We start from the raw sequence: 12,390 nt of genomic DNA on the forward strand, positions 1-12,390 counted from the left end.
CCAGTGGAGGACTTAATGTGTAGCACTAATTACAGTGCTGCAATGGTCGCTTGTTGCTCAAGTAGCTTAGCTTTAGTGGCTTCCATTTCTTGCTGCTTGGCTTGCTCTTTGGCAATCACTTGCTCTGGCGCATTGGCAACAAATTTTTGGTTGGACAGCTTACCCGTTACTTTACTTAGCTCTTTCTCAAGCTTTTCTAGCTGTTTGGCAATACGGCTCAACTCGGCTTCTTTGTCGATGAGGCCCGCCATAGGGATAAGAATTTCCATTCCACCTAAAATCGCTGTGGCAGAGGCTGGTGCTTGTTCACCGTCTGCTAGCGGCTGAGTGCTTTCCAGTTTAGCTAAAGAGGCTAAGAAAGGCGCGTTGTCGTTTAAGCGGCGCAAATCTTCACTTGAAGCATTCTTCAGTAAGACATTCAGTGGTTTATTTGGACTAATGTCCATTTCACCACGAATATTACGGATCGCGATAATAAAGTGTTTGAGCCATTCCAAGTCAGCCACGGCAGCTTGGTCGATACGGCTGGCGTCGTACTCAGGGAAGCTTTGCAACATGATGCTATCTGTGGCGCTTGCCTTACCGGTTAACGGAGCCACTTGACGCCAGATAGTTTCGGTGATGTAGGGCGTGATTGGGTGCATTAAGCGCAGCAAGCTTTCCAATACTTTTAATAAGGTAAAGCGTGTACCGCGTTGTTGTGCTTCAGTGCCTTTGAACAATACCGGTTTAGTTAACTCTAAGTACCAGCCGCAGAATTGGTTCCAAGTGAAATCGTAAATATGCTGGGCGGCAATATCAAAGCGGAAGCTGTCTAAGGCTTCACGGTAAGCTTTAATGGTTTGTTGGTATTGGCCTTCAATCCAGCGATCGGCTAGCGAGAATTCCATTTCGCCACCGTCTTTACCGCAGTCTTGCTCTTGGGTGTTCATTAATACGTAACGGCTGGCATTCCACAGCTTGTTACAGAAGTTACGGTAACCTTCTAAACGATTCATATCCCAGTTGATGTCACGGCCGGTAGTGGCCATGGCTGCAAGGGTGAAACGCAAGGCATCGGTACCGTGGGCTTCGATGCCATTTTCAAAGGTTTTACGGGTATCTTTCTCAATTTTCTTCGCCAATTGCGGCTGCATCATGTTGCCACAGCGCTTGGCTACTAGGCTTTCTAAATCAATGCCGTCGATCATGTCTAAAGGATCCAACACATTACCTTTAGATTTAGACATTTTATCGCCGTTTTCATCACGAATAAGGCCGGTCACATACACCGTTTTAAATGGCACTTGTGGCTGGTTATTTTCATCTTTGATGAAGTACATGGTCATCATGATCATTCTGGCTACCCAGAAGAAAATGATATCGAAACCGGTAACCAATACATCACTTGGGTGGAAGGTGGCTAAGTTTTCAGTTTTCTCTGGCCAACCTTGAGTGGCGAAGGTCCATAAACCTGAAGAGAACCAGGTGTCTAGCACGTCTTCGTCTCGAGTTAAGCTAATTTCCTCGCCCAAGTTGTGTTTGGCGCGCACTTCAGCTTCGTTACGGCCAACGTAAACCTTACCTGCTGCGTCATACCAAGCGGGAATACGATGGCCCCACCATAATTGGCGTGAAATACACCAGTCTTGAATATCACGCATCCAAGAGAAATACATGTTCTCGTATTGCTGAGGGACAAATTTTATATCGCCGTTTTCAACCGCTTCGGTGGCCGTTTTAGCCAAAGGTGCAGCGCGAACATACCATTGGTCGGTTAGCATGGGCTCAATCACCACGCCGCCACGATCCCCGTAAGGCACGGTATTATTGTGCTCGGCGACTTCTTCAAGTAGGCCTAGCTCATCAAATTTAGCCACAATCGCTTTACGCGCTTCAAAGCGCTCTAAGCCTTGATACTCTTCGGGTATTTCTGTTGAATAAACATCAGATGGCTCACCATTGCTGGTAAACACCTCTGCGGCCTCACGAATGTCAGCATTCAGGGTAAGAATGTTGATCATCGGTAGCTGGTGGCGTTTACCTACTTCGCTGTCGTTAAAGTCGTGAGCGGGCGTGATTTTCACACAGCCAGTGCCTTTTTCCATGTCGGCGTGCTCGTCGCCAACAATGGGAATACGGCGACCCACTAAAGGCAGCTCAATAAATTTGCCAATCAGGTTGTTGTAGCGAGGATCTTCAGGGTTAACTGCTACCCCAGTATCCCCTAACATGGTTTCTGGGCGAGTCGTGGCTACCACTAAGTAATCTTTACCTTCGCTGGTGGTTTCACCATCGGCTAGTGGGTAGCGCAGGTGCCACATGAAGCCTTTTTGCTCACGGTTTTCCACTTCTAGATCGGAAATCGCGGTGTGCAGTTTAGGATCCCAGTTCACCAAGCGTTTACCACGGTAGATAAGGTCGTCTTCGTAGAGGCGAACAAAGGCTTCTTCGACTGCCTTTGACATGCCTTCATCCATGGTGAAACGTTCACGTTCCCAGTCTACCGAGGCTCCCAAACGACGTAACTGCTTGGTAATTGTGCCGCCAGATTCTGCCTTCCAATCCCAGATTTTGTCGATGAAGGCCTCACGCCCGTAGTCGTGTTTGGTTTTACCTTCTTCGGCTGCAATTTTACGCTCAACCACCATTTGGGTAGCAATCCCCGCGTGGTCGGTACCGACTTGCCAGAGGGTGTTCTTACCCTGCATCCGTTGGTAACGAATTAAGGTATCCATAATGGTGTCTTGGAATGCATGTCCCATATGCAAGCTGCCAGTCACGTTTGGCGGCGGGATCATGATGCTATAAGCCGATTTTGCGGCATCGCCATTGGGCTTAAAGTGGCCTTGTTGTTCCCATTCTTGATAGAGCGACTGTTCGATAGCGCTTGGGTTGTAGGTCTTTTCCATTGGATGTTTTGACTCTATATAATTTCTGGGTTTGTGTATGCTGCGGTGTCTAAGCTTAGACCCTGTTGGCGATACACTCGATAACGTTCTCTTGCCGCAGCCTTACCGGTTTCATCTGCAGGCACAAAATCAATAATATGCTGAAAATTTCTGGCAAAATCGGGCACGCTATTGGTGAGATTCACCAAGCACTGGCGGCGTTGCCTCGGCGCTTGCCAAGTTATTTCTACTGGTGCCCCCCTTGAGGGCCTTCACCACTGAGATTGTGCGGCACAAACTGCTCTGGCTCAAATTGCCACAACACCTCGTCAAGCCGCTCGGCGTGCTGCTTTGATGAGGTATATACCAATATGCGCTCACCTGCTTGATAGTATTGCGCCAAGATTTGGCAGGCGATGCTATCGAGCGCTTCGCTGTCGGTGGTGACCGAATCGGGCATGATATAAAATTTCGCTTTCATACGCTAGAGAGTACTCGTTTGAAAAAAGCTCGGCAACGCAAACTTAGCGCGCTAAAAGGGTGGCTCGAAACGCAAAATAGGGAGCGTTTGCTCCCTATTTTAGGCCGCCTTGTAGCAACGGCTATTCTTCGACTTCTTGACCGGTCTTAGTGATTAAGAACTGAGTCAGCAGTGGCACTGGGCGACCAGTAGCGCCTTTCTCGCTTCCGGTTTTCCATGCGGTACCGGCAATATCGAGGTGAGCCCATGTATATTTCTTGGTGAAGCGCGATAAGAAACAGGCGGCAGTAATCGAGCCTGCGGTTTTACCACCAATATTAGCCATGTCGGCAAAATTGCTGGCGAGTTGCTCCTGATACTCATCACCTAATGGCAAGCGCCAAGTTTTATCACCGCTTTGTTCTGCACAATTTATAATATCGTGAGCGAGTGGATTGTGTGGGGTCATTAAACCCGTAGTATGGTGGCCAAGCGCAACCACACAAGCACCTGTTAGGGTGGCTACATCAATCACTAATTCTGGATCGTAGCGCTCTACATAAGTGAGTACGTCACATAAGACCATGCGCCCTTCGGCGTCGGTATTAAGCACTTCTACGGTTAGACCCGACATGGTGGTAATCACGTCACCGGGGCGATAGGCATTGCCACCAGGCATGTTTTCACAGCCGGCTAGTATACCGGTTACCTTCAGTGGAAGCTGTAACTCGGCCAGTGCCTTCATGGTGCCATAAACGCCTGCAGCGCCGCCCATGTCGTATTTCATTTCGTCCATGCCAGCACCGGGTTTTAATGAGATGCCGCCGGAATCAAAGGTGAGGCCTTTACCCACTAATACAATCGGTTTTTGATCTTCACAGCCAGGGGCGCAGTACTCAATGATACTCATAATTGATTCATTTTCTGAGCCGCGGCCTACTGCCAAGTAAGAGTTCATATTCAGCTCTGCCATTTCGGCTTCGCCAAGGGTGCTTACGGTGACGTTGTCATAGTTGTTTTGTAACTCTTTGGCTTGCTCCGCCAAATAAGCAGGGTTACAGATATTCGGTGGCAGATTAGCCAAGTCTTTTGCGTGTTTAACACCGTGTGAAACGGCTAAACCGTGTTGTACCGCATTTTCACCAATTGCCAATTCTCGGCGGGTCGGTACATTGAAGACAATTTTGCGTAGCGGGCGACGAGTTTCTTCACGATTACTTTTTAATTGGTCGAAGCTGTAGAGGGTTTCTTGGGTAGTTTCTACCGCTTGGCGAACTTTCCAATAAGTATTACGTGATTTAACGTGTAATTCAGGTAGGAAGCAAACCGCCTCCATAGAGCCAGTTTCGTTAAGCGTATTAATGGTTTTGGTAATAATTTGCCGGTACTGGCGTTCGTTAAGTTCGCGCTCTTTGCCACAGCCTACTAATAATACCCTTTCACTCAGTACGTTGGGTACATGATGTAATAGTAAGACTTGGCCAGCTTTGCCTTCTAAGTCCCCGCGACGCAGTAGTGCGCTAATGTAACCGTCACTAATTTTATCTAGTTGTTCGGCAACAGGGGACAAACGACGTGGTTCGTACACACCTACGACTATACACGCACTACGTTGCTTCTCCGGACTACCGCTTTTTACGCTAAACTCCATGAATACTCCTACAATCACCAAAACTGGGTTAAGATAGATAGCTTACCAGTTTGAACGGAATCGCCGTTTCTGGCTACTGTTTAAATAAATATGAGCTATACAGGCTCATATTGCTATGTGAAACTGTTAAAAATAGAAAGTTTATCTGAATTATTTGCTATTACCAGCAAAGTTCTACGTTTGAAGTGAATGACTGAGTGCTAATATTCCGTTACTTGTTTAAAGAAACAGCAAAAACACAACTCGCAGTGTTGGCCGTTTTGCTGTTGATCTTTACCTCGCAAAAATTTGTCCGAGTGCTGGCTCAGGCTGCTGAAGGCAACATTGCAGGTGAGATTATTGCGAAAGTCATGTTGTTAAACATGCCTGCCTTCATGATCCTAATTCTACCAATTAGCATGTTTATTGGTGTTTTAGTGGCTCATGGCCGTTTATATGCCGATAGTGAGATGGTGGTATTGCAAGCTTGTGGCTACAGTACCGCTCAATTGTTAAGAGATACCATGATTTTGGGGTTGATTTCGACCCTTGCGGCCGGATTTAATACCTTATATCTGAGCCCTTATACCAATGATTTAGAGCAAAAATTATTTGACCAAATGGATGCCGAAGCGGGTATTTCGGTGTTGGTGCAGGGGCGTTTTGAATCTTTAGGTGGTGGAGTGGTGACCTTTGTTGAACAAATTGAGAACAAAGGCCAGCACTTAGAGAAGGTATTTGTTGCGCATACGCCGCATGGTGACGACGATACACGTCCTTCGGTGGTGATGGCTAAAGAAGGTGGGATAGAGAGCCGCGCCGATGGTTCGCAGTGGATGGTGCTAAAAGACGGTAAACGTTATGAGCAAGCACCGGATAATCTCGATTTTAATATTTTGCATTTTGAACGTTATAAGGTGTATTTGCGCGAACAGCAAAGTAACCCCTCGCAGCAGCGTTTATATTCTATGCCGACTGCGCAGTTATGGGACTCTCAAGAGTTAAACCAGATTGCCGAGTTACAATGGCGCTTGTCTTTGCCACTGACGATTCCCGTTTTAACTTTTATGGTGGTGCCATTAGCAGCGGTTAATCCAAGGCAAGGACGTTACGCGAAGTTGTTGCCAGCGATTTTACTCTATTTAAGTTATTACCTGATGCTAAGCGCTGCTCGAAGCGCGCTTGAAGATGGCAAATTAGCACCAGAGATCGGACTTTGGTCGGTGCATGCACTGATGCTGTTGATTGCCATGAGCTACTTGTTTATACGAAGTGAATACTACTTAAAGCTGCGCGGAAAAATTAAAGGACAGGCCTGTGTTTCGAATTCTTGATTGGTATGTTGGCCGTACCATTATTATGTCTAGCATGCTGGTATTAGTCACCCTGCAAAGCTTGAGTATGATTGTTAAGTTCGTTGAACAGCTGGGCAGCGTAGGGCAGGGGGATTATCAAATTGCCGATGCGCTTTGGTATGTTTTGCTGAGTGTGCCGCGCGAGCTGGAAATGTTCTTCCCCATGGCTGCCTTGTTAGGCTCTTTGATTGGCCTAGGCTCGTTAGCCAGCACTAGTGAGCTGGTGGTAATGCAAAGTTCGGGGCTTTCTCGTTTTAATATTGCCGTGGCAGTGCTTAAAACCGCGGTGCCCATGATGCTAGCGATGATGTTGCTGGGCGAATATGTTGCGCCGCAATCGGATTTGGCGGCTAAGCAATTGCGTTCTAGCAAAATGTCGGGTGGTGCTATGGTGGCGGTACAGCGCGGTGTTTGGGCTAAAGATGGTGAAAGCTTCGTGAATATTGGCGAAGTGCAGGAAAGCCAAACGCTGTTTAATATTACTATTTATCGCTTCAATGTCTTGGGAGAGTTATACCAGCAAATCGAGGGGGTGAAGGCTAATTATCAACAGGATCACTGGTTAATCGAAACCGGTCGAGTATTGGAATTTAGTGATAAGCAAGTGAAGGAAACCTCGATTCGAGACTACCCTTGGGTCAGCACCTTGACTCCCGATAAACTAGGGGTAGTTACGGTTAAGCCACATGATTTGTCGATTTCAGGAATGTTCTCTTACATTTCTTATTTACAGCAAAATAACCAAGACCCTTCGCGTTATCAGCTAGCTTTGGCGCGTAAACTAATGATGCCAATACTGACTGGCATCATGATGCTGCTGGCTCTGTCATTTGTATTTGGCCCCTTACGCAGTTCCAGCATGGGGGCGAAAATTATGATGGGTGTGGTCGCGGGCTTTAGTTACTACATTCTTGATCAAGTCTTGGGTTCGATGAGTTTGGTATATGGGGTGCCCCCTTACTTGAGTGCAGCCATTCCTAGCATTTTGGTTCTAGGTATCGCCTTCTACTTGATTAACCGTCGGGTGTAATCACTCTGCTTTATTGGGGCAAGCTAGTTTGCCGACACTTGCCCTAAATTGAAGGTTGTTGTTATTTTTTAGCTAAGGTCACCACTTGGCATTTGCCCCAAATGTCTTGAAAGGCTGTATTATCTTTGGTCAGCAGTACCATTAAGTTACCCAAACCTAAGGCTGCGGTGAATAAGCGGATTAGCGCCTGAGTGTAACTAATGTTAGAACCGTCGTAGTTTTGTACGCGTAAGCGCCAAGCCCGCATGCCAATGGTTTGGCCATGGTTATGCCAAAACCAAACGTAGAACAAAATGATGCTGCCCCATACTAAGCCCTGAAACCAAATTTGTGCCACTAAGTAACTAGAATGCTCCATGCCTTCGGGAAGTTTGAGTAAGCCTATGCTATTGCTTACTGCGACTAACGCGAGGCATAACATACTGACTACCATCGCAATGGCAACGGTCATTAGGCTATCGTAAATAAAAGCGCCAAGACGACGAAAAAAACCAGCGCCACGTTGTGGGCTGACTGCGGTGGTTTGACTCATTAGTGCTTGTCTCCAATAAATTTGTTATATGGTAACAAAATGGATTTGTTTGAGCTTAATCTAGGTTTGATTTTGCAGCAAAATATTGGATTAATTGCCCGCTCGCGCAATTCTTAAACACTTAGTCTGCTTTAGCAAAAAAAGCACTTGCCAATCTAAAAACGCGCCTTATAATGCCAATCACTCGCTAAGGCGAGGCACAAAGCCAGAGTGATGAAATTGGTAGACATAGGGGATTCAAAATCCCCCGCTAGCGATAGCGTGCCGGTTCAAGTCCGGCCTCTGGTACCATATTTAGAAAAAAGGATGTCCTAGGGCATCCTTTTTTCGTTTTTGCAGAGCTGTTGCTTCTTTCGTTTACGCTTCCTCAGTACAGTTTCGAACAACGGGCCGTGATGTTTGAACAGGCGCTTATGGCTGAAATCGCACTTAAGTTGAATAAGGCCTTGAGGTTAGCATTAGAGGTGGCAATTAACCTGAGGTTGTAAACCCAATACTTAAGTAAAATAGAAGTTTTAGAGCAGCAGTCAGAAACCTTGTCTAAGCTAGTTGAAAAGCCCTGTGGAGAATAGTGTTTGAATAAATGTTGTAAGCGTTCTTGCATAGGAAAAATGTTGGTGCCAGCCCAGTAAGATTACCTCATCGCAATCGAGGTCCGGTTGCAGTCATTGAGGGAATCGTTATGAACAAGAAGCTTATCGCACTTTCTACCGTTCTTATGCTCAGCAGCTTAGTGGGTTGTAAGTCTACTGTTGATGGAGTATCAAAAAGTCTTGCTTACGAGACAGGGGTCGAAGTTAGCCAAGAGCAGATGCTCCAGTATGTGGATGGAGAAACCACCAAGCAGCAACTTATTGCCGACCTTGGCCACCCTTCCCGCAAACAAGTGATCAATGAAGTGGAAACCTGGTTTTATGACTATGTATACATTCCTCCATTTCCTGGTCAGAGGAACATTAGCGAAGCAAGCGCATTCGACTTTAACCCTCAGGGCGTGTTGATTAGTCACTATAAAACCCAAGGGAAGTCAGGCAATCCTCTGATTGAGGCTGCTAAGCTATAAACCCTAGTTGGCGCGAAGCGACGCGCTTCGCGCCAACCAAGATTCTGATGCAAGGAAGAACCTTATGGCACTGCTGGTTGTAGATTTAGAAACGACCTGTGATGAAGGCGAAAAGCTGGCTAGGACGCTGATGGAGACTATCGAAATTGGCGCTGTAGTGGTGGATGAGCAGCTGCAAATTCTTGGCTCATTTCAGTCCTTTATCAAGCCGCTACGTACTCCTCAGCTCACCGCCTTCTGCTCCGATTTAACTGGAATAAGCCAGGCTGAGGTCGATAGCGCAGCTACTGTCTATGAGGTATTTCCAGAGTTTGCAGATTGGCTGTCTGGTTTTGCTGGGCTGAAGCACTGGGCCTCCTGGCATAAGCGGCGACTTTGCGCTGAACTCAAGCGTTGCTGGGCTGAAGCACTGGGCCTCCTGGGGGGCTTATGACCGTGGTCAATTTGAACAAGATGCAGAGCACTTTAAGCTAATAAACCCGGTGGGTGAACTTCAGCACCTCAACTTGAAACCAATGTTTGGCAAAGCAGTGGAGCAGCGCCGGATGGGCTTGGGACGAGAAATAGAGTACTTAGGTCTAGGCTTTGCCGGCAATCACCATCGTTGTATCGATGATGCGAAGAACATTGTCTGATTGATTCAGACTGAATCTCGCTTTACTGCGGTGTAAGGAGGGAGATAAACGCGACAACCTAGTTGAAATGGGCTGTCTCTCTGCTCGCACCAAATCCTAGCATCACCGAATGGAGTTTAATTTATGCCTTCGAGTTATATTATCTCTGACTTACATTTTGGACATGCCAATGTGTTTAAGTTCTCTGCTGGTTACCGACAGGGAAGAACAATTGAGGAGCATGATGCTTGGTTGCTGGACGCGATCAACTCCACCTGTAATGAAAAAGACCAATTATGGGTGCTAGGTGATGTTGCTTTCAGTGAGGTCGGATTAGCCAGCTTTCGCAAAATTAGAGCTCAAGTCAGGTTGCTCTTGGGCAATCATGACCAGAAGTTCGCTCGCGAGCTAATCGAGTCCGCTCGCACTCTGGAACCCTCGGGAAGGAACTGGGCAGGTTGTTTGTTATCACACCATCCGCTGCACCCATTATGTTTGGCGCAGCACCGCCGAATTAATCTACACGGTCACTTGCACCAGCAAGCGGTATTACTGGAATCTGGCCGCGTGGACCCTCGATATATCAACCTTAGCGTGGAGCAATTAGATGCGGGGAAGCCAATCAATGTTGAAGTGCTTCGCGATATGGTGAAAGTGCGCAAGGCACAAGCAGAGGCTCTTCAGCTCTGGTGAGCCTCAATAATAACCCGCTTAAAAAGACATCGCCGTTCGCGTAGGAAAAAACCTCTCTCAGTCAGGTCACAATAGGGTCATTGACAAGCCATTGCAGAGAGACAAATGGAAACGAAATTTCCCAGGCTATCGACCTATCTTCGAGTGATTAGCCTACAGCCAAATATGTTGGAAAAACTCGAAGAGCACAAGGCTTTTACCATCAATTTGGCGATGAGTGTGCAGCGATTTATGGAAGAGCAAGACGCAACCATGGGACATTTCATCACTGCTATCAGTCATGCATATGTCGGCCGAGGCCAAAAAGGCTACTTCAAGCTAACAGATGGTCATAAACACTATCAGTTTATTTTTTGTGTCTACCAACAAGAGCTTGAGGACTGTGCTGAGAAAATGCTCTCGGTGTATATCACTTTCGAATCAGAGGATCAGGAGTTTGGTACTCTCGATATGATTCTGCAGCTAAATGGCGACCAACTGCCACTGTACGATGACGCTGACTCAGTGGAGTTAGCACAGACTCAGTTGTAGCTAGGTAGAAGGGAGGGAGACAAGTATGAGCTTTTTGTTGGACAGCCTTGATGAGTTGGGCCTCGAGCCTAGAACAATGAATCAGCAACAGCGCGAACAAGTGTTTCTCCATTCGGTGCGCAAGCTGAACTTAAAAATTATCAAGTCTCTAGCGGAGGGGCGAGATGGAGAGACCTTAGCAAGCCTATATGGAGGCAGCGTGCGCCTGTGTTGCTGCAGTGAGCTACGTCGCTACATGTGGTTTAGAGAGAAAGATCTGCGTGGAATGCTCGCCAACTTGGCTGGGCAACTCCAGCCCCATTATGAAACCGATACTTTTCAAGTCGGGTGTATTCACTATTACCACTTTGCTTGTTATTGGCATATCAACTACTTCCGCTATGGTCGGCAGATTAGTGCGCGGAAACTGCCGGCACTTGATTGCCAAGGCTTGGAGTTTGGTGTGTTTTTGAAAGTTGAACCTGTTTCGTTAAGGAGTTACTGATGCTTGGAGGAATTATCGGTGATGTGGCGGGATCGCTGCTGGAAGGTGGCAAGCTGCGTAGTTACAACTTTAGCAGTGCCACGCTTTTCTCTGCTAAAGCAAAACCCACAGATGATAGTGTGCTGCTTGCGGCAACGGCCGCGGCCATGCTTGATGATAGTGATGACTTCGCTGAATACTACCGAAACTTTGCCGAAGCTCATCCCAATGCTGGTTACGGGCCGGGTTTCTCAGCCTGGCTTAAGGGAGAATCAAAAGAGTACCAGAGTTTTGGTAACGGCGCGGCCGCACGAGCTGGAGTACTCGGCTACCTAGAAGATGAGAACGAAGTATTGGCATTGGCCAGAAGGTCGGCCGAGGTTTCTCATCTACATGAAGAAGGAGTGAATGGAGCTCTGGCTATGGCATGGTGTGTTTGGGCGTTGCGCCAACAACTCTCAGAGCAAGAAATCTGTCAGGAGCTTTACCGTCGCTGGAATTACTATGTTGATCGAGAGCACTCCCATAACTTAGTAGCTCTAAGTAAAGGCTGGAACTTTGATTGCTCAGCTATCAATACCGTGCCTTTATCAATCTATATTGCCCTGTTCCACGGCAACAATTTTGAAGCAGGTCTGCGAGCGGTTCACTACCTCGGTGGCGACACCGATACCATTGGTTGCATGGTGGGCTTGCTGAAGGCGCAGATTCAGGCCGTTAGCCAAGAGTGGGCCAAGCTGACCAAGCAAAATCTATGGCGTAATGCTTATCAACTACTCTTGGTACTGCAGCGATTTGAACAGCGGTTTGAAGTACAGGGCTGCTTGCCTTTCTAAGCTTGCACTAACACTAGGCGCAAGCACAGTCATGCAGGTATATTTGAGCTTGAAAAAGAACTGAAGCGTATTACGGCTGAAGAAAGCTTTTCGCTTTCAGACATTCGACTTTTGCGATTATGTTTACGCTTTCCAGTTGCAATTTGCAGTTTTTGCCACTGAGGTAGAAAGTCTTACAAAAGTCGTCGACATGACAAAATAGCTCAGTTAACTATTTTCATAGCTGGTTCCTTTACGATGATTTCCTTTTTAGTCAAAAGAGCTGATCGCGGAACCAGCTTTAGTTCCCGTTATTTTTATCCTGAGTTCAGGT

General features: G+C 47.1%; 12 protein-coding genes, 1 tRNA gene and 1 pseudogene. 10 read left to right on the forward strand and 4 right to left on the reverse strand.

The genetic code is table 11. The features are described 5' to 3' along the window. Positions 1 to 29 precede the first annotated feature (29 nt). The 3 genes and pseudogenes from AR383_RS17210 to pepA all read right to left on the reverse strand — a co-directional run bounded on the left by AR383_RS17210 (position 30) and on the right by pepA (position 4,981). The gene (locus AR383_RS17210) at positions 30 to 2,891 is read right to left on the reverse strand and encodes a valine--tRNA ligase (RefSeq protein WP_055734246.1); all 2,862 of its coding nucleotides are present in this window, start codon (positions 2,889 to 2,891) and stop codon (positions 30 to 32) included. Between the two features lie 14 nt (positions 2,892 to 2,905). Further along, positions 2,906 to 3,351 (reverse strand): annotated as a pseudogene (locus tag AR383_RS22600) (DNA polymerase III subunit chi). Between the two features lie 121 nt (positions 3,352 to 3,472). Beyond that, a complete protein-coding gene (gene pepA, locus AR383_RS17220) occupies positions 3,473 to 4,981 on the reverse strand; it encodes a leucyl aminopeptidase (protein WP_055734247.1) in 1,509 nt (502 codons plus the stop codon). Positions 4,982 to 5,178: 197 nt separating this feature from the next. Here pepA and lptF point away from each other — a divergent pair, with 197 nt between their 5' ends. Next, a complete protein-coding gene (gene lptF, locus AR383_RS17225) occupies positions 5,179 to 6,294 on the forward strand; it encodes an LPS export ABC transporter permease LptF (protein WP_055734248.1) in 1,116 nt (371 codons plus the stop codon). After that, entirely contained in the window at positions 6,278 to 7,345 is a 1,068-nt protein-coding gene (gene lptG, locus AR383_RS17230) for an LPS export ABC transporter permease LptG (RefSeq protein ID WP_055734249.1), read from the forward strand. The genes lptF and lptG overlap by 17 nt, the downstream gene beginning before the upstream one ends. A 61-nt stretch (positions 7,346 to 7,406) precedes the next feature. Here the strand turns inward: lptG and AR383_RS17235 are convergent, their stop codons facing one another. Further along, positions 7,407 to 7,877: an RDD family protein gene (locus tag AR383_RS17235; RefSeq protein WP_055734250.1), complete on the reverse strand. Its 471-nt coding sequence runs from the start codon at positions 7,875 to 7,877 to the stop codon at positions 7,407 to 7,409. A gap of 204 nt (positions 7,878 to 8,081) precedes the next feature. Between AR383_RS17235 and AR383_RS17240 the strand changes: the two genes are divergently transcribed. From AR383_RS17240 to AR383_RS17275, 8 genes are all read left to right on the forward strand, one after another. Then, positions 8,082 to 8,168, forward strand: a tRNA-Leu gene (locus AR383_RS17240). A gap of 391 nt (positions 8,169 to 8,559) precedes the next feature. After that, positions 8,560 to 8,940 carry a hypothetical protein gene (locus tag AR383_RS17250; protein WP_055734252.1) on the forward strand — a complete coding sequence of 127 codons (381 nt, stop codon included), beginning with the start codon at positions 8,560 to 8,562 and terminating at the stop codon, positions 8,938 to 8,940. A gap of 64 nt (positions 8,941 to 9,004) precedes the next feature. Further along, positions 9,005 to 9,373, forward strand: coding sequence for a 3'-5' exonuclease (locus AR383_RS21405; RefSeq protein ID WP_083481668.1), 369 nt, complete (start codon positions 9,005 to 9,007; stop codon positions 9,371 to 9,373). Positions 9,374 to 9,446: 73 nt separating this feature from the next. Then, positions 9,447 to 9,575 (forward strand): hypothetical protein, encoded by a 129-nt coding sequence (locus tag AR383_RS22480; RefSeq protein ID WP_257720926.1) that lies wholly within the window; start codon positions 9,447 to 9,449, stop codon positions 9,573 to 9,575. A gap of 123 nt (positions 9,576 to 9,698) precedes the next feature. Further along, positions 9,699 to 10,247 (forward strand): metallophosphoesterase, encoded by a 549-nt coding sequence (locus AR383_RS17260; RefSeq protein ID WP_055734253.1) that lies wholly within the window; start codon positions 9,699 to 9,701, stop codon positions 10,245 to 10,247. Between the two features lie 105 nt (positions 10,248 to 10,352). After that, a complete protein-coding gene (locus tag AR383_RS17265; protein ID WP_055734254.1) occupies positions 10,353 to 10,778 on the forward strand; it encodes a hypothetical protein in 426 nt (141 codons plus the stop codon). Between the two features lie 25 nt (positions 10,779 to 10,803). Next, positions 10,804 to 11,262, forward strand: coding sequence for a hypothetical protein (locus AR383_RS17270; RefSeq protein ID WP_055734255.1), 459 nt, complete (start codon positions 10,804 to 10,806; stop codon positions 11,260 to 11,262). Next, on the forward strand, positions 11,262 to 12,077 hold the full coding sequence (locus tag AR383_RS17275) for an ADP-ribosylglycohydrolase family protein (RefSeq protein ID WP_055734256.1): 816 nt from the start codon (positions 11,262 to 11,264) through the stop codon (positions 12,075 to 12,077). Before AR383_RS17270 ends, AR383_RS17275 begins: the two co-directional genes overlap by 1 nt. Positions 12,078 to 12,390 lie beyond the last annotated feature (313 nt).

The sequence above is a fragment of the Agarivorans gilvus genome, from assembly GCF_001420915.1.
In the GTDB taxonomy this organism is placed as follows: domain Bacteria; phylum Pseudomonadota; class Gammaproteobacteria; order Enterobacterales; family Celerinatantimonadaceae; genus Agarivorans; species Agarivorans gilvus.